Raw genomic sequence first — 22,850 nt, forward strand, 5'->3', positions numbered from 1 at the left:
GCCAGTGCACAGAGGTAATACGGCACACATATCTCCACATCCCCCCCCTCGCACAATGTGACTTACAGTCAGATAGTCCGTTTTGCAACGGTGGCAAACGGTATGCGAAGCGAGTGATTTAAGTCACAACCTGACTGACTGTCAAGCCATTGACCTGCACATATGTGATCTTGATAAGCTCGCCCGCCCAATTCATGATCACTTTCCGAGATTAACTCGGGAGTAGGGGAAACTCTGTGTCACCACTAAATCGGGTAAATAGGAAACGACTTACCCAGTCATCAGCAATACGCAGACTGTCCGTAGTGACAGCGGTCGGCCTGCTTGCCTCACTCGTCGCGCCGGTGTCGGTCGCCGTCGCGGCAGGGCCCGACTACTCGCGCAAGTGGACCCCGTCCAACACTGCGCTGCCCCGGACGAAGTCCGTGAACGGCAAGGACGTCCAGCCGGTCGCGGTGACCAAGCCCGCGCACGAGGTGCCGCCGACGTGGCAGCCGCCGAAGAGCCCGCGCAAGGCCCCGCAGGGTCACGCCGAGGTCCGCCTGGGCAAGGCCCCGGCCGCGGCAGCCTCCCGTGCCGCCGGCCAGGCGCCGTCCACCGGATCGGCGACCGAGGTCTCCGGCCTGCCGGTCACGCTGGCCCCGCTGGCCGGTTCGTCGGCCGGCGAGCAGTCCGTCGGTGTCGACTTCGTGGATCCGAAGACCGTCGGCGCGGCCGGTGTCCCCGGTCCGGTCCTGAAGCTGACCCGTGGTGAGGCGAAGAGCCCCCCGGGCCCGGTGCGGGTGAGCCTGGACGTGTCGAAGCTCGCCGAGAGCTACGGCGCCGGCTGGGCCGCACGCGCACGGATCGTGGCGCTGCCGGAGTGCGCACTGACCACCCCGCAGGTGGCGGGCTGTCTGCAGCAGACCCCGGTCGAATCCCACCTCGACGCCACGACCGGCAGGCTCAGCGCCGACGTCACGCTCCCCGGCGACGGTGTGTCCGGGCAGACGCGCATCCAGTCCGTCCAGGCCGGCACCGCCGCGCAGCCGATGGTGCTGGCCGCGGTCGCCGGCACCACCAGTGGTGCGGGTACCTACTCCGCAACCCCGCTGAACATCTCCCAGGCATGGGCCGCGGGCTCGTCCTCGGGTTCCTTCACCTACGCCTACCCGATCCAGGCGCCGTCCTCGCTCGGTGGCGCTGCGCCGCAGGTGGCGCTGGGGTACGACTCGTCGTCGGTGGACGGCAAGACGTCCGCCACGAACTCGCAGGCGTCGTGGATCGGTGACGGCTGGGACTACAGCTCGGGCTTCGTCGAGCGGACCTACCAGCCCTGTTCGAAGGACGGCATCGCCGGCTCCGGCGACCAATGCTGGGCGGGTGCGAACCTGACCCTCTCGCTGGCCGGGCACTCCGGTGAGCTCGTCCCGGACGACGCCTCCTGCCAGGCCGGTGCCGCGGCCACGATGGAGCAGTCCGCGTGCACGTGGCGGCTCAAGGGCGACGACGGAAGCAAGGTGCAGTTCCTCACCGGCGCCTCCAACGGCACCTGGAACGGCTCCTACATCAAGGTCACCGACACCAGCGGCACCGTCTACTACTTCGGCCTGGCGCACCTGCCCGACGCGGCCGGCAACCCGTCCACCAAGGGCCCGGACTCCGGGTCCGCGTGGACTGTTCCGGTGTACTCGCCCAACAGCGGCGACCCCTGCTACGACTCGGCCAAGGGCAAGGCGTCCTGGTGCCAGACCGCCTGGCGGTGGAACCTCGACTACGTCGTCGACCCGCACGGCAACCTGATCACCTACACCTACACGCCCGAGGCGAACTTCTACGCCCGCGGCGCAGGCCAGAACAGCGGCACCGGCGTCAACAGCTCCTACACCCGCGGCGGCGTCCTCACCTCCATCGGCTACGGCCAGCTGCTCTCCGACCAGATCACCGCGAACGGCGCCTACAACCCCGCAGCGAAGATCGTCTTCACCTCCGACGAACGCTGCGTCACCTCGGTCGCGGCCTGCGCCCCGGCCAACCGCACCACGGCGAACGCCGCGAACTGGCCCGACGTCCCCATGGACCAGCAGTGCGCCTCCACCGGCACCTGCACCAACTACGGGCCCTCGTTCTGGACCAGCAAGTGGCTGAGCAGCATCACCACCCAGGTCCGCAACAACGGCACCTACCAGGACGTCGACTCCTACGCCCTGACCCACCGGTTCGTCAACGTCGTCAACACCACCGAGTCCACCCAGGTCCCCTGGCTCGGCTCCGTGCAGCGCACCGGCAAGGACACCCAGGCCTCCGCCACCGCGATCACCCTGCCGCCGGTCTCCTTCACCGAGATGCTCCTGGCCAACCGGGTCGACGGCACCAACCTCGTGCCCTCCCGCCCCGCCTACAACCGGCCCCGCATCCAGCTGATCACCACCGAGACCGGCAGCACCATCGGCGTCGACTACTACCCCGCCGACTGCTCCCGCACCAACAACGTCATGCCGGCCACGGCCGACACCGACACCCGCTCCTGCTACAACGTCAAGTGGCACCAGCCCAACGAGCAGCCCGGCGCCGACCCCGTCGACGACTGGTTCCAGCGCTACCCGGTCAAGACCGTCACGGTCAACCCCGGCACCCCGGGCGCCGTCCCCATGACCACCGCCTACACCTACGGCGCGGCGGCCTGGCACCGCAACGACTCCCCCCTCACCGACACCAAGGACCGCACCTGGGACCAGTTCCGCGGCTACGCCAGCGTCACCAGCACCGCTGGCAGCGGCACCGACGGCCCCAAGTCCCAAAAGTCGACGTACTACCACCAGGGCATGTACGGGGACGTCACCACCGCCGGTACTCGGACCTCGACGGTCGGCGGCCCCAAGAGCGGCCAGGTGACCGACTACGACTGGCTCAGCGGCCAGGTCGTCGAGGACGACACCTTCACCCAGGCCTCCGGCACCCTCACCGCCTACACTCTCAACACCAGCAGCAACCCTGTCACCACGGCCACCCACAGCCGGGGCTCTCTCCCCGCGCTGATCGCCCGCTACGGCGCGACGAGCACGGTCTCGACCTCGAAGTCGCTGAAGGCCGACGGCTCGTGGATGGCTGCCTCCACGACGACCACCACGGACAGCGCGCACGCCAACCGCACGCTCACGCTCCTCTCCACGGCCGACGGCGTTCCGGACGTGTGCGCGCGGTTCTCGTACGCGTCGGGGCCGGACCCGCAGGTTGCGGCCCTCGTCTCGGAGCAGCTCAGCGTCACGGGCAGCAACGCGTGTACCGCCACCCCCGGGACACAGAACACCGCGTCCTGGAAGCGCGTCTACTACGACGGCCAGAACCTCGGAGGCCTCGCTGCGAAGGCCGAGGTGACGTCAACGACGAGCATCGACAGCTTCAACGGAGCAACGGCGGTGTTCACCACCGACGCGAAGCTCACCTACGACGGCTACGGTCGTGTTCTGACCATTACCGACCCGAAGACGGTCGACAGCGCGCATCTCAGCGGCGCCACCGTCACGACGGCCTACTCGGCACGTCAGGCGGGTGAGCTGCCGAACTCGCTGTCCGTGACCAGTCCCGCTCCGGCCGGAGCGAGTGACGAGGGCACAGGGCGCACCACGGTCACCGCGCTGGACACGGCCCGTGCCCTGCCGAAGAGCGTGACCGACCCCAACGGGCGGGTCACCACGGTCGGCTACGACGCGCTCGGCCGCACCACCGGTGTGTGGCTGCCCGGCCGCGCCACCACGCTGTCGCCGAACACCGCGTACAGCTACGCGGTGCCGGGCATCGTGGCCGGCAAGGCCGTTCCGCCGACCACGACCACCACCAGCCTGGTGGGTGTCGGCACCGGTGACACCTATACCTCGGTGTCGTCTACGCAGATCATGGACGGTCTGGGCCGGACCATGCAGACCCAGTCCCCTCCTGCGGTGACGTCGTACCACGGCCGGATCATCTCCGACACCGTCTACGACTCCCAGGGGCGTACGGTCCGGGTCAACAACCCCTGGTACAACGACACTGCCGCGCCCGGCACGACGCTGTACCAGACCACCACTGCAGAGGTCCCGAACCAGACCCACACCGTCTACGACGGCCTCGGTCGACCGGTGACTACGGAGTTCGTCGCCTATGGTGTCGTCCAGACGGCCACGACCGCGGCCTACCCCGGTGTGGACCGCACCGACCTGACCCCGCCCACCGGGGCGACGCCGACCAGCACGGTGACCGACTCCCGAGGTCGCACCGCCCAGCTGTGGCAGTACAAGACCGCCACCGCGACCGGCATCGCCACCGACGCCGACGTCACCACCTACACCTACACGGCGGCCGGACTGCCCGCGACCCGCAAGGACGCGGCCGGTAACACGTGGACCTACGGCTACGACATCCGTGGCCGGAAGACCACGTCGACCGACCCCGACACCGGCACCAGCACCACCGCCTACGACACCGCGGGCCGGGTCTCCTCCACGACGGATGCCCGCGGCCGCACCATCACCAGCACCTACGACCTGCTCGGCCGGCCCACCGCCACCTACGACGGCACCGCGGTCGACTCGTCGAAGCAGCTGACCGCCCGCACCTACGACACGATCCTCAAGGGACTGCCCTCCACCTCCACCCGCTACGTCGGCGGAGCCGCCGGCAACGCCTACACCTCCGCCGTTCTGACGTACGACACGGCCTACCACCCCACCAAGAGCACTATCACGATCCCCGGCACGGAGGTGGCACCCGCCTCCCCGCCGCCGGCTCCGTTCACCTACACCTACCAGGCCGCGTTCGACCCGGTGACCGGTCTGCTGACCGCAGACAACCGCTCCACGGTCGGTGACATCGCCGGTGAGACCGTCAGCTACGGCTACGACGGCTGGGGACTCCTCGGCCACTACGGCTCAGCGAGCACGACCTACGACCTGGCGAACGACTACGACGCCTACGGCCGCTCCAGCCGCACCACGGTCAACCCGTGGGGCACCCAGATCGTCGTCACCAACACCTTCGACGAGTCGACGGGCCGTCAGCTGGCCCAGTACGTGGACAAGCAGACTGCCGCCACTGGCGCGGTCCAGCAGACCACCTACGCCTACGACCCCTCGGGGCGGATCACCGCGATCCGCAGCATTCCCGACAACACCCCGTCCGCGACCGACCTGCAGTGCTTCAGCTACGACTACCTCAACCGGCTGACCACCGCATGGACCGACACCGGGGCACTGGTCATGCAGCCCCAGCCCAAGGTCGGCGGACTCGGCGCCTGCGCCAACACCACACCCACCAGCGGCGCCGTCGCCCCCGCCAAGACCACCGCCGGCGGCAGCGTCCCCTACTGGCAGGACTACACCTACGACCTCACCGGCAACCGCAAGACCCTCACCCAGCACGACGTGGCCGGTGACACCACCAAGGACGCCACCACCACCCAGGCCTTCACCTCCACCGGCACCGTCAACAACGGCAACGGCTACGGCGGGCCCCACGGCCTGATCAGCGGAACCACCGTCGTCAACGGCTCGACCAGCAACTACCGGACCTACACCTACGACGCCGCCGGAAACACCGCCACCCAGTACTCATACGCCACCGGCTACGACAACTTCACCTGGAACAGCGAAGGCAAGCTCGACACCGACCGCCCCTCCGTCCAGATCCAGGGCGTCGGCGGCAAGTGCCTCTACATGCAGGGCAGCCTCAGCACCGACGGAACCCCCGCCGAGATCACGAGCTGCAGCACCAGTGGCGCCCAGAAGTTCGCCACCACCGGCGGGCGGCTCAAGATCATGGGCAAGTGCCTCACCCCCATGGGCACCACCGACGGCTCCGCCGTCCAGCTCCAGCCCTGCACCGGAGCCGCCAACCAGACTTGGACCCCCCGCGCCGACGGCACCATCCTTAACGCCGGCACCAACCTGTGCCTCGCCGTCCCCGGCGACGTCACCACATCCGGCACCGACACCGTCGTCAACACCTGCGGCACCACCGTCCCGGCCGGCCAGAAGTGGACCGTCCCCGACAACGCCACCACCTACGTCTACGACGCGGACGGCAACCAGCTGATCCGCCGCAACCCCGGCAAGAACACCATCACCCTAGGCGGCGGTGACGAACTCACCTACGACACCGTCGCCAAGACCACCAAGGGCACCCGCTACTACCAGATGCCCGGCGGCCTCACCCTGGTCCGCCAGGGCACCACCTCCACCTGGCAGGTCAGCGACCACCACGGCACCGCAGGCCTCGCCCTCGACGCCACCACCCTCATCGAGACCCGACGTCCCACCGACCCCTTCGGCCAATCCCGCGGCACGCAGCCCACCACCTGGGCCGGAACCCACGGCTACGTTGGCGGCACCAAGGACGACACCACCGGACTCACCAGCCTCGGTGCCCGCCAATATCAACCCACCACCGGGCGCTTCATCAACCCCGACTTCATTCTCGACCCGGCCGACCCCCAGCAATGGAACGGCTACGCCTACAGCAACAACAACCCGGTCAACCTCAGTGACCCCAGCGGACTCCGCCCCGAGGGGACTTGCGGTGGATTTGGACAGTGTCAAACCCCGGAGGGGCAGCTCGTTCAAGAAATCTGGGCGCCGACAGATCATGGCGGCTGGAGCGTAACAATATCTAAGACTCAAAAAGCAATCCTTGGTAACGGGGTGAAGATTTCACCCACCAGCATGTTCAAGAAGCTTTCAGAAAAGACCAACGACTACGTTAGGGACTATCAGAAGAAGAACCACTACGTGTTCGGGGAGGACCCGACCGAGGATCGCCATCAGTGGGCGGCATCTGCCCTTAACGCCTGCCAGAAGATGCCCGAGTGTAAGAATTCCCCCACTTTTCAAGAGCTCTGGGAGGAACTCAGCAATTGGGAATGGGAGAATCTTCCCGTATTTGAGGGCGGCGACGTTGCATTTCTCACCTCGGTCGTCGGAAAGGGGCTAGCTAAGCTCAAAAAGATCGATCCGCGACCGGGAAGGGAGTCGAAGGGGTGTCCTAATAGTTTTCCGCCAGGAACGTACGTGCTTCTCGCCGATGGAAGTGCGAAGCCGATAGAGGATATTGGCGAAGGTGATGTCGTTCTCGCGGCTGATCCTGAGAATCACAGATCTGGTACTGGACGAGTCGCAGCTGTCATCTATACCCCCGACGACACCGAATTCACCACACTCAGCGTCATCAACGCTGAAACTCTGGCAATAGGTACCATCACTTCAACAACTCACCACCCTTACTGGAATGAGGCCAAGCGCCGCTGGACCGACGCAGGCGACCTGAAAGTCGGCGATCGAGTAAAAACGACGACTGGCGCGGCAATGGTCGTTGCGGTTAGCTCCCAGATCGTCCGCGCTCAACCCGCATATAATCTTGCAATTGCAAATATTCATACATATTATGTGCTGGCGGGCGAGACTCCGATCCTCGTGCACAATTCCGGCTGCTTCGAGCTAACGGACATCGGAGGTGGCAATTTGCAGACTCCCGCCGGCTTGATTTACGGGCCAATGAATGGCGGAGAGAAGCATCGCATATTCCATCTTGGCGCCCACACGGCAGAGCCTGTGAAGAATAAGAGCAATCACAGCATTTTTTCTGGAAATGCGAGCCCGCTAGAGCTTGTGGATGAGGCGTGGACGCGAAGGGGTGCTGCCGAACCTGGGGATCCTGGCGCGTATGTTGTTAATATGGGGCGAGTGGTCGGAAGTGATGGTCAAATGTCGATCAGGATCATTGTAAAGCCAGGCACAACTGAAGTCATCACCGCCTACCCATACTAAAATATTGATTGGAGCTTCAAGTGGTTGAATGCCCTAGGTGCGGTCAGGGAGTTATTGAGAGGGTTAAAGTGACCCGGTTCTCTCTGTCGATTGCAAAGTGCTCGGAATGTGACGCGATCTGGCCAGCTGAAGGAACTATCCAGCGGTCTAATTTCGTTCAGTTCCAGACCTTCTTGGACCTGCTGGGAGAAGCTGAATCAGATACACTTTACGAGTATCTCGGGCAGCTCTAGCGCAATATGATGGCGGCCCACCACTTTAGTGGTGGGCCGCCATCATATTAGCCTGGAACGGGTAATTTTCCGGCGGAGTGTGAAGGATCTGATGGGTCGCGCGCGTTGATACTCCAGTGAGAGTTCTTCGTTTTCCCTTGTCAGCGGCCCGGTGGCGGTGAGTGTAGCCGGGCCGCGCCGGGGGTGGAGGGGTGTTCGCGGGGATGTCGCGCGAACGAGTGGCCGCGGCGCATGTAGTGGCAGCGCCGCGGACAGACCCTCAGTGTGAGCGACGATCTGACGGATGTGTGGGACGGGAACTGACCGAACTCTTCCTGCGGATCGGGGCTCGCTTCACGCGGGTGGAGCCGCGGAGGCGGATGCGGGACTACGTGTGCGGACTGTTGGGTCCGGTGGGGCGAAAGAACAGCTGGCAGCAGTTCGCCGGGCACCCGGCCCCGCATCGGCTGCAGCACCTGCTCGCCCGCGCCTACTGGAGCGCGGATGAGGTCCGCGATGACCTGCAGGCCTACATCGGTGAGCAACTCGGCACCCCTGACGGTGTCCTGATCCTCGACGACACGAGCTTCGTGAAGAAGGGCACCGTCTCGGCCGGCGTGCAGCGCCAGTACTCGGGCACTGCTGGGGCTTGTATCTGAATAACTGTCAGGTTGGATCTCCCTTGCCGGCGGACTCGGGCAGAAGGGTTTGGAGCTGTTGGAGGGTTCGGGCGGGCGGTCCGGGCAAAGGCGTGACGTCGATGCAGTGCAGGTCCAGGAGCCGGTGGCCGTCCTGGAACTGGTTGGAGAGGTTGGTGCGGGTGACGCCCAGCAGCTGGGCCATGAGAGTGCTGGTGATCGCCCTGCGGCGGCGTAACAGGGCTGCCAGGAGGCGGTGGTAGTGGTCGATGCTGCTGGTCTGCGGGTGGAGGTAGCTGCGGGGACGGTGGAAGCGCCGCTGGAAGGCGGCCTCGGCGAGGGCGTCCCAGTACGGCTCGGAGACTGCCACCAGGCGTTCTAAGTCGGCCGGCGGCATGCCGGTCAGGGCCGGATTGCTGAGCATCTCGGTCAGGCCGGGGTCGATCCGGCGGGCGGCCGGCGTGGCCTGTAGAGGTCGGGGTGGAACTACCGCTGCCCGGAAACGGACCTACCTGGCCTCGTGGAACATCGGCTGATGGTCGCCAGCGACAGTTCTGGATGAGTGAGCATTTTCAGCGTTGCCTCTCCAGGGTGAGGACCGCCCTGGCGGCTGACGTGAGCCAGTTGGGGCTGCAGCGGGCGTGTCGGAAGATGCGCCAATGCTTGAGGGTGGCGACGCCGCGCTCGACCGGACAGCGGAGCCTGGCATGGGCCTTGTTCAGGGACCTCTCCTTCGCGGTCAGCTCGCGTTTGGGCCGGCGGCGAACCGGAACGGCGACGCCTGGGCCGGCTCCGGTATAGGCCAGATCCGCGAGCGCCGGGATCCGCAGCCGGGCGCAGGTCTCGACGATCCGGTGGTGCCGGGCCGCGGTCAGGTCGTGGATTCGGCCCGGCAGCGGTCGTGAGATCCACGCGAGCTTGCCAACGGGATTGGTGATGACCTGCAGGTTCACGCCGTGGCGGCGGTGCTTGCCGCTGTAATCGGCACGGCCGTCGCCGACCCGGTCGCACTCGGCCAGGGTGCCGTCGACCAGTACGTATGCCCCGTCCGTCTCGCGAAGGGCCCGGGTCAGCCCCGGCGCCTTGCGGGCGAGATGCCCGGTCACCGCACGAACGTAGGCGTGGGCCGTACCCACGCTGATCCCGAACCCGGCCGCGATCTGCGCGAGCGTGTCGTGCTTGCGCAGGTACACCAGCGCGACGATCGCGCGTTGCGACGGCCGGAGCTTGCAGCGCCGGTCACCCTCACGGGTGACAATCAGCATGGTGACCCACTCCACCAGCGCGTGCGGCAGGTCAAGTGATGCAGGATAGACAACCAACGAGGCTCTCCGGCCACCGAGTTGAGACGTCAGACATCTCACTCAACCGCCGGAGAGCCTCGCTCGTTTCGCTGCCCGCTGACGTCACCCAGCCGTCACCCGATCGGTGCCCGCGCTGAAAACGCTCACTGCCAGCGGCGAGCCTCTGCTCTGCCCGGCCGCCGACGCAGCCCTTGCCCTGCTGCGCCGCGCGCTCGGGGAACACCTCACCCGTTGGTAGGCCGGACCCACCGCCGCGACCGCGCGCTGGCCCGCGCGATGGACAGCTCCAGCAGCGCGGCGCGCCTATGGACAGACTCTGCAGAGTCCGCTGCACGTCACCGCGATGGTGCGGTCGACGCGCGCGTTCCGCACCTACGCCAATTCGAGTGCAATCCGATCAACTCCCCTCGGCGGCAATCCTCTTGTGGGAACCTGTCCGCACCTTGAATTCCCACCTTGGGGGGCGTAGTGAATCGAGCACTGGGGTCGGTGGATGTCGGCCTGGTCTTCAGTGATCCGGACGGCGTGGAGGCAACCGAACGCGAGATGGAGTCGCTGCTCGAAGAGCTCCATCAGCTTCCACTGCTGCACTTGGAACACGCTCCGGCACCGCTGGCTCCCCACGGCACTCGGGCTGCTGACACCACCCTCTACAGCTCCCTCATCTTGAGCCTGGCGGGAGCGCCTGCCGTCCGATCGCTGATCCTGCTGGTCCAGGACTGGCTGGCCCGCCGCACCTCGGGCAAGGTCACGCTCCGGATCGGTGACAACGAACTGATCCTGGAGTCAGGATCACCCGCCGAGCGCCGACGGAACGTCGAAGCCTTCCTCGCGCACCTCGCTTCCACCAGCGGCGCGGAGGCATCCGATGGCTAGGCGGGCCCTGGTGCTGGCCACCGAGACATACGACGACCCCAAATTCGACCCCCTTCCTCGTGCAGCAGCCGACGCCGCACAACTCCAGGGCGTTCTCAGCGACTCTGCGATCGGCGAGTTCGAGGTGAACGTCCTGTTCAACGGCTCGGCACGAAGCTGGATGAAGTCGATCGAGCATTTCTTCAAATCCGCTACCAGCGAAGACACCCTGCTGTTGCACCTGTCCTGCCATGGACACAAGGACCTCCGTAACCGGCTGCACTTCGTCACCAAGGACAGCGAGTTCGACTCGCTCGCTGCCACTTCGGTCAGCGCCGACTTTGTTGCCGACTGGATAGATCAGAGCCGTAGCCGGCGCATTATCCTATTGCTCGACTGCTGCTACAGCGGAGCTTTCAACAGAGGAATGCGTGCCCGCGGCGACAAGCAGGAGAAAATCGAGCTCACGGAGACCTTCGAAGGCAGTGGCCGGGTCGTCATCACCTCCTCCACCTCACTTCAGTACAGCTACGAATCCGCACCCGGAGACAACCTCGCCAGCAGAGCCAGGGGCGAAGCCTCGGTATTCACTTCCGCAGTCGTACACGGTCTGCGAACTGGAGAGGCCGACCTCGACGAGGACGGCATCGTCAGCGTCGACGAACTGTACAGCTTCATCAGCAGCTGGGTTTCCAAGCGGATACCAGCCAGACACCAACGTGGAGCGTCACTTCAGCCGAGGGAAAGCGCTTCGCGCTGGCCCGCAACCCGAATGCCGCCAGAATGGCAGAACTGGCCGAAAAAGCACTTGACCAGGCGATCAACGGCGGCGGCGAGGTGTCCAGTCCCACGGAACGGCAGGCACTCGCCATAGCCGCCCGCCGAATGCGGGAGTCAGAAGCCGAGGCAGCCGAGCTGAGGGCCGCGAGCGAGAGGGACCGAGAAATAGCGGCCCGCAGCAACAGTTCTCGGGCCCGAACCTTCCGAGAACTGCTGCGGGTCCTGACCCTCCTGTTCGGGGTCGTCGGAGGGGCGATCGGATTGTGGACGGCATCGTTCTGGGTTCCCGGCTTCACCCTGCCCAACAATGGCGGTAAATTCCTGGCACTGGCGATCTGCGCCGCAGTCCTCAACGCCACCTCTTTCGCCGTGATTGTCGGAACGATCAAGGCGTCAGTCTGGGGGGCAGAGAGCATGAAAAGCTTGATCGTGGAGGAGCAAATGCGTTCCTGGGGAAAACCGACCCGCCGAAATCCCCTCCGCCGCCTCTTGCTCGGCGCCGCCATGGCACTCCCGTTCTTCGCGCTCGCCGCCGAGGTAATCTGGCTGGCACCCGCGAGCCTCCGCCTCGGAGGATGGATTTCTGGTCTTGCGGCATTCCCCGTCGGTCTCCCCTCCGGCTGGGGCGGCGTGCTAGTCACACTGTTCGAAACCGTCGGAGTAACCATCGTTGGAGCCATAGCCCGTGCACGCACACCAAACCATGAGGTCCACGAAGTAAAAGGACCCGGCTACATGCAGCGGGTCGAATACAGGAAGTTCGGTCCTTTCCGCCTGAGGACAGAGCACCGGCAGGGCCGGGACATTGACTTCTTCTAACCCGACCGCGGCGAATTGGGCGTCGTGCAACGGTGTGCGCTCGACGCCCACGCCTCGGGCATTCGTCCTATCGTCGGTGGAGAAGATGGCGCTTGCTGCGATCGGCTCCGCGGCACTGTCGCCGCCCACCAGCTCAGCGTTTACTGACTTCGGCTCGTCAAGGTGAAGCATCCCGGTTTGCCTGGGTTTGTTGCGGTGGCGGTATCCGACGGTGTGACTGGGCGTTTTCGTCCCTGACTTCGGAGCTCAGGTGCCGCGCCAGGTCGGGGTGGTCTCGCCGCTGAGTCGGCGGGTCATGAGGCCGATCATGGCGATGTAGATCATGGCTCCGGAGCGGCCGGGAGGGCCTCGTAGCTGCGGGCGACGCGTCGGTGGAGCCAGTCGGCGAAAGGCCCTACCCGACTTGGTGCAGAGAAGATCGAGCGAGCACCACACTCCGGGCGGGGTGGTCGTCCAGATGGCCAGGCACTAACCCGTCTGTCCGGCCTGGGCGCGCCGGTAACCACCAACACGGTGACCGGGCGGCCCGCGGGTGCGGGTGTGCGCGGTCCCGGCCCACGATGGCCGACTCTGCCTGATCCGCCGCCTTCGTTCGGCCGGCCTCCAGCACTCACTGCCTGACTGCCTGACCGAGGCCGTCGCCGCGGTCGAGCAGAACGCATCAGACCGCGCACCGGGAAAACCCGAGCGCCCGTCCGCGCCAGCTTCTACAGTCCTGCCATGGCTCCCACCTCCGATCTGATCGCCCGCGCCGCACGCAACGCCATTCGGGGGCTGATGAGCGGCCTCGCGCAGGCCGCCATCTGCGAGTACTGGGAGAACGAGCACTTCGCGCCGAATCCGGACTTCACCGCCGAAGGTGAAGGAGGCGTCCGCAAGCAAACCTTCGACTCCTACGCCTCGGCCGTCGATTGGACCGACGAAGACCAAGCCCGGCGTGCCCTACGCGTCTTCGAGAGTCTCCTGCGCAGGGTGGACCGCGACGTCAGACGGTTCAACGACACCGGACTGGACTCCGACACCCTTGCTGACCTGCGGGAGGCTTTCGCCCGCACCGGTTGTCTGCTCGACGATGACCTGCGTATTCACCCCCCACGCGTCGCCGGCCTCACCGTTCGGGCAGAGGCGCTGTCAGGCGCCTCCGGAATCAAGGCCGAGCTCGACCGTCTGCGCCGCTTCGGCGCCGACTACCCCGACGACGCCATTGGCGCAGCGAAGCAACTGATCGAGGCCACCGCCAAGTTCGTCCTGCTGCAGCGAGGCCTTCCCGTCGACGATCGCCATGACGTTCCGGCGCTCGTCAAGCAGGCCCAGCAGTCGCTGCTCCTCCACCCCGGGGCGCTCCCCGGCCCTCGGTCCGGTGACAGTCCCGACAATGCGGAATCCATCAGGCGAGTCCTTGGCGCTCTTACCTCGGCGGCGGTGGGGGTGGCTGAACTTCGCAACCGCTTCGGCACCGGCCATGGCCGACTGGTGGCTCCGACGGGCCTGGGGCCGCGCCATGCACGCCTCGCCGTCGGTACCGCGGCTACCTGGTGCGAGCTGATGCTCGACACCCTCGCTGACCCTGACGCGCCCTGGCGGAAACTGCCGGTGCAATCTGCTGACGGCACGACCACCTGAACCCGGCTGGCTGAGGTTCACCAAGGACGCTGCGGCGTTCTGCGCGAAGGTCAGTATCGGCGCCGTCGACCAGAAGGCGCTCGCTCTGTGGGCGGAGGTACCGGCAAGGCGCCCTGGAACTGACGTAGCCCGGCCGCCAGTCGCTGTCTCGTGCGTACGCGGGCGCAGCCACCCGGCACTGGCCTGGGGCCGTCCGGGAGAAGCGCAGCGACCGGGTTCTGGATATAAGGCAGCACCCACGCTGCCAGGGTGGCAGCACCGGTGCTGCCACCCTCTTGCTTCGTCGGGGGCGATCGAACGGGCCGCGGGCCCGGGTCGGGGGACTCGGCGGAGGCCGGCCGGGATCGCGCGTCGCGCGCGTAGCCACCTGTAGGGGGCCTTCGGCGCCCGAGAGGGGCTCTCATAGGGATGTCCGGCTGGTGGGGAGGCCCCCTTCGTCAACGGCGGGGCCTGTGACGGAGCACCGTACTTTGCGAGTGATCGTTTAGAACCTGCTGGTCAGCACCATGGCGGTGCAGGGCAGTTTGCGAAGGAGGAGCGCGATGCCTTGCGAAGCGGTGCCGTCCGGTTGTTCGCCCGCCGTTGCTCCGCGCGGCCGACTGCGCTGCGGCTTGGCTGCCTATTCGGGATCGTCGGTCTCTGCGGGGATGGTCCAGCGCAGCACGGTGGTGGTGCCGGCCCGTTCCAGGGTGACGGCGTAGACCTGGTCCCAGGCACGTTCACCGCGGTGGCGCATGGAGTGATCACCCGGCTCCCAGCCCAACTGCAGGACCTGGGACCCGTCGAGCTCGATCTGCCCGGCCAGCAGGGGGTGAATCTCGCCGTCCCGCTGGAGCAGGTGGAAGTGGGTGCGCGCATCCATGGAGACCACCAGGCCGGAGCGGGGCGCCCAGCTGCGGATCCGGTCGGCGAGCTCGTGGGCCTCGCGCAGCGGGAGTTCGAGCCTCCCGTAGGGCCCCTGGCCGCCGTATTGGGGGGTCCGTTTGCCGCCGAAACGGGCGTGGGCGTCGTCCTCGTACTTCCCCCAGTAGGTGACATCGGCGAGCCCGTCGATCGACTCGCCGGACAGCCCGACGAACGAGTCGAGGGCGCGGGCATCCCCGAGGACCATGCCGCACCGGTCGACCGGCAGGTCACCGAGACGGACCGGCTCTCCGCCAAGATCGCCCGGCCAGGGCAGGCCGAGGTCGACTTCCAGGAGAGCGATGACCTGCCCGTCGTACGAGTCCCACGTCTGCGCGCGGACCTTCAACGGCCGACCGGCCGCGGCCGGCACCGCGACCGCCTCGCAGAACCACTCCTGGCTCGGGCCGTCCTCAGGCTCGTGGAGGTGGCCGCCGCCCTGCTCCGCCGCAGCCGTTGCCCGCACGGACAGCGGGTCGCCATGCTCGGGCCACTGGTCGATCCAGCCGGCCATCCCCAGGACCAGCACGCCGGACGGTGTTGTGACAACTGCGAGGTCGACAAAGGGCTCGCTCATCCGTTGATTCAACCAGGAGCGGATCGGCCGACCCCTCCGGCCTTGGCGATGCGGAACCGAAGTCGCACACCAAGCTGCTCCGCTGGCAAACTGCGGTGCTCCGTCACAGCTCACCCCACGCAATCCAGTGAATCAACGCCATCTCTATGGAATTTGACCATGCAATATGGATAGGGTGTCGGCATGGCACTCAGTACGTTGGAAACGTTGCGGCTCACGGTGGCCGCGCTGCGGCAGCGGACCGGGGAGAGTCAGGCTCAGTTGGCCGCGGGTGTCGGTCTGACGCAGGACAAGGTGTCCCGTCGTCAGTCGGGGGCGCAGGCTTGGACCCTGGATGAGGTCGACGCCCTGGCCGCGCACTGGGGGATGGCGCCGCTGGACCTGCTCGCCGGCCCCACCCACGCCGTCCTGTCCCTGACCTGGCCCCCGCACGCCGCAGCACCGCAGGCCGTCCCGGCCAGCTTCACCACCACCCCGACCGAGCCCGTCCCGCCCGCCGTCCCGGCTGCCGCACCGGTGCAGCCCCCCGCCCCGGCCCCCGTTGCCGAGCAGCTCTCGGTGCCTGCGGACTACGACCGCGGCCCGGATGGCGAGATCCTGGACCACGAGGCGGCGCCGTGCGAGCGCTGCGCCAAGCCGGTCCGCCACCGTGTCGCCGGCCGCCCGATCCACCTCGGCGGCTGGTGCACCCCCGCCACTCCCGCTGCCGCCCCTGCCTCCGTTGCCCAGCTTGTCCAGGCCGCCCCCGCCGAGGCGCCGGCCGCGCTCGTCCAGGCCGCCACCGAGCACGCCCCGACCACCCCCGCCCCGACCACCCCCGCCCCGGCCGAACAGCCCCCCACGGCCACCCCGGCGCAGGCGCCCGCGCCCACCCGGCCCGCTGCGCCCAGGCCCGCGGCCCGCCCGGCTCCCGCGGCTGCGCCCCGTCCGGCGCCTGCCGCTGCCGGGTTGTCTCGTTCGGAGTACGCGGGTACGGGTCGGGATCTCGGCTACTACCTCGACATGATCACCTCGGCGGTGGATCAGGCCTTGGAGGAGCACGGCGGTGACACGGAGGCGGCTTCGGCGGCGTTGGAGAAGAAGGCGATTCCGAACGGGATGGCGTTGTTCGAGGCGACCCGGGTCGGTGCCGCGTACGAGCACACGGTGTATCCGGACCGCCTGGAATTCCTCAGCAAGAAATCCCGCAGCGGCGCGGACGACGTGTGGGAGGGCCGCCACAAGTGGGAGAACGTCCCGCTGATGGAGGCGGTGCGCCGCGGCGAGGGCGGGGTGGTCGTGGATGTCCTGGACACCAACGCCGCCTACTGCAGCGCGCTCAAGTGCCACCTGCCGATCGGCAGCCTGGTCCACCAGCCCGACGGCGGGTTCGACCCCAAGCGCTCCGGCATCTACCTGCTGCCCAAGCGCCCCGTCTGGGACCACCCACACCTGCCCGACCCGATCGGCAACCGCCACGAGACCGGCCCGGTGCTCCTGGACGGCGCCACCGTCCGCCTGCTGGCCCGCTGCCACAAGCTCGGCCTCGCCGACGCCCCGCACATCACCGAGGCCTGGACCTCCGGCGCCTCCGAGGGCCTGCTGGAGAAGTTCCGCCGCGTCCTCACCCAGGCCCGCGAGAACGCCATCACCGACGGCGACACCGTGACCGAGAAGTACGTCAAGGCCATCTACGCCAAATTCGCCTCCACCATCGGCGAATCCACCTACAACCGCGACATCCGCCGACCCGACTGGATGCACATCATCCGCTCCCAGGCCTTCGCCAACCTCTGGTACAAAGCCCACCGCGCCCACACCGCCGGCCTCACCGTCGTCCGACTGCGCGGCACCGACGAACTCCACGTCACCGGAGAAACCGACTGGCGCACCGTCTTCACCGAAGGCCGCCTGACCACCCAGATGAAACTCAAGGACCAGTACACCCTGCCCCCGAGCCGGAAGCGGAGCGCCTGAACGTGTCGACCGACGGATGGAAGAACTTCGGCCGCTACGGCGCGAACCTGGACCCCGGCAACATCCACGGCAAATTCGCCCTCGCCCGCGCCCTGGAAGACGCCCTGGAGCGCCTCATCATCGAGGGCGGCATCAAGTCCCCCGCCACCAGCCGCCGCGGCCTCATGGCCCGCCTGCGCTACCTCACCGAGACCAAGGGCGGCGCCCAGGCCCTCGCCGACGCCGGCGTCACCGTCACGCCCGCCACCGTCAAGGCCTGGCGCCGCGGCAAGCAGCGCCCCAGGCCGGCCACCCTGGAGGCGATCGACACCGCCTACTGGAACCTGCGCGCCGCGAACGTCCTCGCGAACTCCGGTGCGTTCAAGCAGCACCTCAACCGCGCAGGGCGCGGCACCCGTGTCGAGATCCACCCCGTCAACCAGGACGTCGTCGACGAGCCGCGGCGCCGCGAGAACCTGCGCGTGCGCACCTTCCAGGTCCGCTACGTCTGGGACGACGCAGTCGACGCCCTCACCGCCGGCGACACCGACAAGCTCGAAGAGATCTGGGACGACATCATCGCCGACATGGACTCCGACTGGGGCGCCTACACCTACGTCTCCCACATCGGCCTCGGCGCCTGACCCGGCAGCACCACCCCCCGGGCCACAGAGTGCGGAAGACGCCGAGCCCGCTGTGGCGGCGATCCCTGCAGACGTCGGGGATCTTCGTCGGCGGCGGGCACGCGGTGTGTCAGAGGTTGGGCAGTTCCTCGCCGAGGCGCGGCTCGCGGCCCTCGGTCAGCCAGAACAGGTAGCCGCGCAGGTAGGTCTCCAGCCCGTCCTCCAGGTAGGCGGCGTACCGGTGCAGGGCTTCCGGCTCGTTCCGATCGTCGGCCGCCAGTTCCGCCGTGATCCAGTCCCGGACGTCGGCCCGGCGGGCCCACCATTCTCGTACCGCCTGCGGGGTCCAACGCTGGTCGCCGTCCCATGCGTAGCCGCCCATCGGCTCGCTATGGGCGATCTCCAGCAGGCCGGCCACCTCGCGCGGGTTGGCGGGCTGGCGGTAGACGAACTCGTAGTGCTCGTCGCTGGAGAGCACGTGCTCGGGCAGGTAGTACGGGCCGTTCAGTCCGGTGTCGGTCACGCCGGCGTAGAACGGTCCCGGAACGTTCAGCCAACTGCGGTCCTCCCAGCGCCCTTCGCCCACCGAGCCGGCCATGTCCCGGGCGGTGGGCAGCGGATCCCAGTACGCCAGGTCCTGCCACCGCCCCTCCACGGGGTGCAGGAGAAGCCGCCCGCGCATCCGCGCGGCCGCCTGCCGCAGCTCCCACTGGTGGGAGAAGGGCCTATCGGGTCGGCGGACCCCTGCCCAATTCTTGATCCGGGACCACCAGCCGACCGACCTGCTCACGTGCGCCTCTTCCATGCCGCCCACCCTAGGACGCGGCACTGCACCGGCTCTGACGCCCGCCGCGGTCCGGTCGCACATCAATGGCGTTGAGCTTCCGGGCGCCGCTGCGCCTCCGGGGCGGGTATCCGGCGGCCGGATCCGTGCCCCTGCGGTCTCCTGGCGGCTCGCCCGGTGGTGTCCGTAGGAATGGGTCCGCAGGGCGCCGTGGGGGCCGCCCTGGGGAGGGTGGTACCGCTCTCCGCGGCTGGCGAGGCGACGGGGTCGTCGCAGCTGGCCGCCCTGAACCGCGCGCCGGGCACGGCCCCAGTCCGGGGGACCGCTGTCCTGCCCGGCGCGCGAAGGCATCCGCCGGGGTGGCCCGAGGCGCTGGCCGGTGCAGTTATGTCCAATGCTCGACGGAGTTCAGTTTTTCGATCATCGGCGCCAACCGGATCCACGACCTCGCCCCGACCACCTGGACCACGGCGCTGCGCACCGGCGACGACACCACCCGCAAGAGCGGCCTGGAGAGCCTTGCGGTCGGCACCTGGAAACTGGAGCCCTGGGTCTGGCGGCACACCGTCCTGCGCTCCCGCTTCGACACCACGGGCGAGTGGTTCTCCCTCCACCACTTCCAGACCCCCGCAGGCGAGCCGCTGCGCCTGTACGTGAACTTCGAGCGCCCCGTGACCCGGACCCGCATCGGGATCGACACCTTGGACCTGCTCGTCGACCTGGTGGTCGAACCCGACCTCTCCTCGGCGACGTGGAAGGACGAGGACGAGTACGCGCACGGCCGCCGCCTCGGCTTCATCACCGACACCGACCATCGAGCAGTCGAACAAGCTTGCGAGCGCGCCCTCGCCCTCCTCCAGGACCGGGCGGGCCCGTTCGCTGCTCCGTGGCCCGCTTGGACGCCGGATCCCACCTGGCCCCTGCCCGAACTTCCCGACGGTGCTGACAGAACGGCCCGGTAGGGTCACCGCGCAACCCAGCAGCCCTCACCGGCCCGGGCCGGCCGTGGCCTCGGCGGCCGCGCGCAGCCGGCCCGCCGTCGCCGCAGCCGCCTCGCGGACCACCGCGTCCTGGCTGTCGGCCAGCAGCCCGAGCAGCTCCACCGCCGCGGTCAGCGCCAGCACCGGCACCGCCGCCTCGCGCAGCAGCAGGAGCTGCTCGGCGGCCCGGTGGCCGGCAGCCGTGGCGGGAGCGGCAGCGGGCAGCATCGCGGTCAGCCCGCTGCCCAGGCCGGGCCGCCGAGAAGAGATGGAGGGGTACGTCATGCCCGCACAACCACCCCCGGCCCGCCTACGTCGAGGCTGTTGGCCCGACCGGTCGGCTACGCGCTCAGTAGTCGGTGGTGTTGATCCTCCGCGGCCCGTACGGTCGGTCCATGGTGATCAAATCGGGCGAACCCCGCAGGCTCGGCATCCCGGCCCCCGAGGCGCGACTGCGCTTCGAGACGGAGCGACAGGAGACCGGGGGCGGGCCGGGGCGCAGGTTGCTCGTGGTCAAGGGGGAACCCGCTTTCGAACTCAGCCCGTGGTGTGGAACGTGCCAGTTCCTGTTTCGTCGGTTGGTGACCTCCAGAGAGACGCTGTCGCTGGAGAGCGTGCAGGAGAGGCTCACCGGCACGCTGACGGATCCGGACGACGATGAAGTGGTCGGCGCGTTCGGCGCGCTGCTGCCGGAGGGCGAGTACCTTCCGGTCCTGCTCCAGGTGAAGCCCCGCCTTGTCGTTCCCGGCCGGGAAGGCGACTACTTCAGCGGTGAACAGGTGGCCACGTGGGGGCTCGACCAGTTCTGGGGCCTCCCGGAGCACCCACACACTCCGTACTACCGGTCCTTCGAGACGGCAGTCGATGCGTCCACCCATCTCTATGAGTTCGTCGTGCCCATGGTCCCTCCAACGTGGAACGAGAGGGAGCGCGTGGAGGAGTACGTCGAGCTCATGAACCGGGGAACGGTCCCGACAGCTGTGGCGGTCTCAACACTGGACGTTTGCCAGCCCGCCATCGACCTGGCGGCCGACTACTACCTGCACTGGGGTCTGACGCACTTCCTCCTCGACGGCCACCACAAACTGGAGGCTGCCGCCATGGCCGGCCGCCCCGTGCAGCTCCTCTCTCTCCTGGCCCTGGGGGAGGGCCTGGCTGGGGCTGAAGACTGTGCTCAACTGCCCGCCCTGCGCGGTCAACCTCGCTCGATCCGGGCGATCAATACCTGAACCCGGCACGGGCCGTACGAGGATGGCAAGCCCGAGCAGGAAGGCATTTTCAACCGACCGGCTGACCGCCTGCACCGGGCGCTGGACAGACCCTTTTGGCTCCCGGAGAGGCCAGCGCCGTGCAGCCGCCGACGATCGGATCCATGGCCTTGCAGCCCCGCAGCGTGGCTTTGTTCACGAGTTCCGCCCTTCTCGCGAACAGAGCAAGCAGCGTGTTGATGGTCGAGTCAGTGGGGGGAGATGTTCACGGGTCTGCGGATGCGGCAGTTCGAGCACACCTTCGCCCGCATGAAGAACCACAAGATCCTCCGCGACAAGGTTCAGCAGGGAGGCTCGAGAGCGTAGCCGTGGTCGTCGGTGGGGACCGGTGTCTTTGCTTCTTTCGCCGCGCGTTGCTCGGCGACCATGGGCAGAACGGCGAGCGCCTCGGCGGCGCGACCATGGGTGGCCAGGATTTCGGCCAGGTCCGACAAGTGAGCGGTTCCGCCGGCCCGGAGCAGCGCGAGGGCTTCCTCGACACGGCCCGAGTCCGCGAGCAGCCAGGCCTTTGTCTCCAGGAGGCGGTATTCGTCTGCGGGCAGGGTCGCGGCGTACTCGAGGGCTTCGTCGTACCGGCCGGCCTCGCCCAGCAACCACAGCCGGTTCGAGGAGAGCCAGGAGAAGTGGTCCTCGACGAACTCGGTGCTGCGTTCGTCGAGGAGCGCCAGGGCGTCCTCGGGACGCCCGGCCTCCTGGAGGAGGTGGATGACGCCCTCCAGGAGGCAGGCATCGTGGTAGTCGAACGTAGGACGTCCCACCTCGACGGCTTCGTCAAGGCGACTCCGGCGGGCCAGCAGTTCGATCAGGGGCCAGCGGAAGCGGTCCGGATGCTCGGCGGAGTCGATGAACTCCCGCAGGACCTGCTCCGCCTCCTCGGCCCTCCCGGCGTCTTCGAGGGCCCGCGCGTAGTACCGGAGAGCGACGCCCGCCCGCGGTCCGGTGCCCAGTTCGCGCAGCGCCTCGACGTGCCCGTGCCGCAACAGGAGTTCGGCGTACGCGGTGAGGGTGTTCTGGACCAGGAAGCGGCCTGCGGCTACGTCTTCGCCGAGGATCCGGATCGCCTCGTCGGCACGGCCGGAACGTTCGAGGACAAGGGCCTGCAGCTCCTGCGCATTGCTGCAGGGATGGTTCCACCGCGCCTTGCCCCGGGCGTGCCGGGCGCTCTCCGCGAGTGGGTCCAGCAGCTCCAGCACCCGCTCGTCCCGGTCCTGTCCTTCGGTGATCTCGACCAGGGTCGACGTCAGCCACCAGCCGCCGAGGCGGGGCAGCAGGAAGTCGATCGCTTCGTCCACGCGCCCGGCTGCGGGCCAGGAGTTTGACGAAATCGAAACACGCGCCGTCCGACTCGGGGCCGGTGTTGTCCGGGCGGGCCAGTTCCAGAGCCTCGTCGATCCGACCACACCGGATGAGGGTGTGCGCCATCGCCAGGACAGCGGACCGCTCGCCCGCCGCGACGAAGGGCTCCAGGACGCCGCGGGCCCGCTCGTGTTCTCCGACCCGGCACAACTCACGGGCGGCCGCCTCAGCACAGGACCACTCGCCCTGCTCGTACGCGGCCCGGATCACCAGCTCCAGGTGCCCTCCCTCCAGCAGGAGGTCCACCAGCCTCCAGGAGTCTCCACGGTCGATCGCCGGCCATTCAAGATCATCGATGCTCACGGCCGCCAGCGTAGAGAGGCCCGCTGACACTCAAGACGGTGGTTCAGGTCGCGGCTTTGATGGGGTGAGGCGCACCCGCCCCACCGGCTGCGCCTTACCGGTATCACTGGCC

The 22,850-nt window shown here is 67.8% G+C and carries 15 protein-coding genes and 2 pseudogenes; 10 read left to right on the top strand and 7 right to left on the bottom strand.

Annotation, left to right across the window (positions count from 1 at the left end; all coding sequences use genetic code 11):
• Nucleotides 1–305: 305 nt before the first annotated feature.
• Together ABEB06_RS39085 and ABEB06_RS39090 are read left to right on the top strand one after the other, a co-directional pair.
• Nucleotides 306–7,778, top strand: coding sequence for a ricin-type beta-trefoil lectin domain protein (locus ABEB06_RS39085; protein ID WP_345694667.1), 7,473 nt, complete (start codon nucleotides 306–308; stop codon nucleotides 7,776–7,778).
• Nucleotides 7,779–8,298: 520 nt separating this feature from the next.
• A pseudogene (locus ABEB06_RS39090) lies at nucleotides 8,299–8,637 on the top strand (transposase); the annotation flags it as partial.
• Between the two features lie 19 nt (nucleotides 8,638–8,656).
• Here the strand turns inward: ABEB06_RS39090 and ABEB06_RS39095 are convergent.
• Nucleotides 8,657–9,052, bottom strand: coding sequence for a hypothetical protein (locus tag ABEB06_RS39095; protein ID WP_345694665.1), 396 nt, complete (start codon nucleotides 9,050–9,052; stop codon nucleotides 8,657–8,659).
• Nucleotides 9,053–9,200: 148 nt separating this feature from the next.
• Complete coding sequence (locus ABEB06_RS39100; protein WP_345694664.1) at nucleotides 9,201–9,950, bottom strand: transposase family protein; 750 nt, start codon at nucleotides 9,948–9,950, stop codon at nucleotides 9,201–9,203.
• Nucleotides 9,951–10,421: 471 nt separating this feature from the next.
• On the opposite strand from ABEB06_RS39100, the gene ABEB06_RS39105 reads away from it, so the two are divergent.
• From ABEB06_RS39105 to ABEB06_RS39115, 3 genes are read left to right on the top strand one after another with little or no spacing between them, the layout of a single operon-like run.
• Nucleotides 10,422–10,808 (top strand): hypothetical protein, encoded by a 387-nt coding sequence (locus ABEB06_RS39105; protein WP_345694663.1) that lies wholly within the window; start codon nucleotides 10,422–10,424, stop codon nucleotides 10,806–10,808.
• 10 nt (nucleotides 10,809–10,818) lie between these two features.
• Nucleotides 10,819–11,661: a caspase family protein gene (locus tag ABEB06_RS39110; RefSeq protein WP_345694662.1), complete on the top strand. Its 843-nt coding sequence runs from the start codon at nucleotides 10,819–10,821 to the stop codon at nucleotides 11,659–11,661.
• The gene (locus ABEB06_RS39115) at nucleotides 11,571–12,386 is read left to right on the top strand and encodes a hypothetical protein (protein ID WP_345694661.1); all 816 of its coding nucleotides are present in this window, start codon (nucleotides 11,571–11,573) and stop codon (nucleotides 12,384–12,386) included. The genes ABEB06_RS39110 and ABEB06_RS39115 overlap by 91 nt, the downstream gene beginning before the upstream one ends.
• A gap of 246 nt (nucleotides 12,387–12,632) precedes the next feature.
• On the opposite strand, the pseudogene ABEB06_RS39120 reads toward ABEB06_RS39115, so the two are convergent.
• A pseudogene (locus ABEB06_RS39120) lies at nucleotides 12,633–12,766 on the bottom strand (IS5 family transposase); the annotation flags it as partial.
• Nucleotides 12,767–13,106: 340 nt separating this feature from the next.
• Between ABEB06_RS39120 and ABEB06_RS39125 the strand changes: the two are divergent.
• A complete protein-coding gene (locus ABEB06_RS39125; RefSeq protein ID WP_345694660.1) occupies nucleotides 13,107–14,009 on the top strand; it encodes an abortive infection family protein in 903 nt (300 codons plus the stop codon).
• A 619-nt stretch (nucleotides 14,010–14,628) separates the two neighbouring features.
• Here the strand turns inward: ABEB06_RS39125 and ABEB06_RS39130 are convergent.
• Nucleotides 14,629–15,489 carry a hypothetical protein gene (locus tag ABEB06_RS39130; RefSeq protein ID WP_345694659.1) on the bottom strand — a complete coding sequence of 287 codons (861 nt, stop codon included), beginning with the start codon at nucleotides 15,487–15,489 and terminating at the stop codon, nucleotides 14,629–14,631.
• A 183-nt stretch (nucleotides 15,490–15,672) separates the two neighbouring features.
• Between ABEB06_RS39130 and ABEB06_RS39135 the strand changes: the two genes are divergently transcribed.
• Both ABEB06_RS39135 and ABEB06_RS39140 read left to right on the top strand, forming a co-directional pair.
• The gene (locus tag ABEB06_RS39135) at nucleotides 15,673–17,445 is read left to right on the top strand and encodes an acyltransferase (RefSeq protein WP_345694658.1); all 1,773 of its coding nucleotides are present in this window, start codon (nucleotides 15,673–15,675) and stop codon (nucleotides 17,443–17,445) included.
• A 2-nt stretch (nucleotides 17,446–17,447) separates the two neighbouring features.
• Nucleotides 17,448–18,068 carry a hypothetical protein gene (locus ABEB06_RS39140; RefSeq protein ID WP_345694657.1) on the top strand — a complete coding sequence of 207 codons (621 nt, stop codon included), beginning with the start codon at nucleotides 17,448–17,450 and terminating at the stop codon, nucleotides 18,066–18,068.
• 109 nt (nucleotides 18,069–18,177) lie between these two features.
• Here ABEB06_RS39140 and ABEB06_RS39145 read toward each other — a convergent pair whose 3' ends face one another.
• On the bottom strand, nucleotides 18,178–18,702 hold the full coding sequence (locus tag ABEB06_RS39145) for a ferredoxin (RefSeq protein WP_345694656.1): 525 nt from the start codon (nucleotides 18,700–18,702) through the stop codon (nucleotides 18,178–18,180).
• Between the two features lie 488 nt (nucleotides 18,703–19,190).
• On the opposite strand from ABEB06_RS39145, the gene ABEB06_RS39150 reads away from it, so the two are divergent.
• Nucleotides 19,191–19,793: a ribonuclease FAU-1 family protein gene (locus ABEB06_RS39150; RefSeq protein WP_345694655.1), complete on the top strand. Its 603-nt coding sequence runs from the start codon at nucleotides 19,191–19,193 to the stop codon at nucleotides 19,791–19,793.
• 24 nt (nucleotides 19,794–19,817) lie between these two features.
• Here the strand turns inward: ABEB06_RS39150 and ABEB06_RS39155 are convergent, their stop codons facing one another.
• Entirely contained in the window at nucleotides 19,818–20,096 is a 279-nt protein-coding gene (locus tag ABEB06_RS39155; protein ID WP_345694654.1) for a hypothetical protein, read from the bottom strand.
• A 110-nt stretch (nucleotides 20,097–20,206) separates the two neighbouring features.
• On the opposite strand from ABEB06_RS39155, the gene ABEB06_RS39160 reads away from it, so the two are divergent.
• Complete coding sequence (locus tag ABEB06_RS39160) at nucleotides 20,207–21,040, top strand: hypothetical protein (RefSeq protein ID WP_345694653.1); 834 nt, start codon at nucleotides 20,207–20,209, stop codon at nucleotides 21,038–21,040.
• 320 nt (nucleotides 21,041–21,360) lie between these two features.
• Here the strand turns inward: ABEB06_RS39160 and ABEB06_RS39165 are convergent, their stop codons facing one another.
• Nucleotides 21,361–22,371, bottom strand: a complete 1,011-nt coding sequence (locus tag ABEB06_RS39165) for a tetratricopeptide repeat protein (RefSeq protein ID WP_345701697.1) — start codon at nucleotides 22,369–22,371, stop codon at nucleotides 21,361–21,363.
• Nucleotides 22,372–22,850 lie beyond the last annotated feature (479 nt).

The sequence above is a fragment of the Kitasatospora terrestris genome (genome assembly GCF_039542905.1).
Classification (GTDB): Bacteria; Actinomycetota; Actinomycetes; order Streptomycetales; family Streptomycetaceae; genus Kitasatospora; species Kitasatospora terrestris.

Bases quoted from the DNA above. Each gene is read 5' to 3' on its own strand.
- ABEB06_RS39095 (WP_345694665.1), bottom strand. From the start codon at position 9,052: ATGCTCAGCAATCCGGCCCTGACCGGCATGCCGCCGGCCGACTTAGAA.
- ABEB06_RS39135 (WP_345694658.1), top strand. From the start codon at position 15,673: ATGGCACTCAGTACGTTGGAAACGTTGCGGCTCACGGTGGCCGCGCTG.
- ABEB06_RS39115 (WP_345694661.1), top strand. From the start codon at position 11,571: ATGGCAGAACTGGCCGAAAAAGCACTTGACCAGGCGATCAACGGCGGC.
- ABEB06_RS39125 (WP_345694660.1), top strand. From the start codon at position 13,107: ATGGCTCCCACCTCCGATCTGATCGCCCGCGCCGCACGCAACGCCATT.
- ABEB06_RS39130 (WP_345694659.1), bottom strand. From the start codon at position 15,489: ATGAGCGAGCCCTTTGTCGACCTCGCAGTTGTCACAACACCGTCCGGC.
- ABEB06_RS39160 (WP_345694653.1), top strand. From the start codon at position 20,207: ATGGTGATCAAATCGGGCGAACCCCGCAGGCTCGGCATCCCGGCCCCC.
- ABEB06_RS39155 (WP_345694654.1), bottom strand. From the start codon at position 20,096: ATGACGTACCCCTCCATCTCTTCTCGGCGGCCCGGCCTGGGCAGCGGG.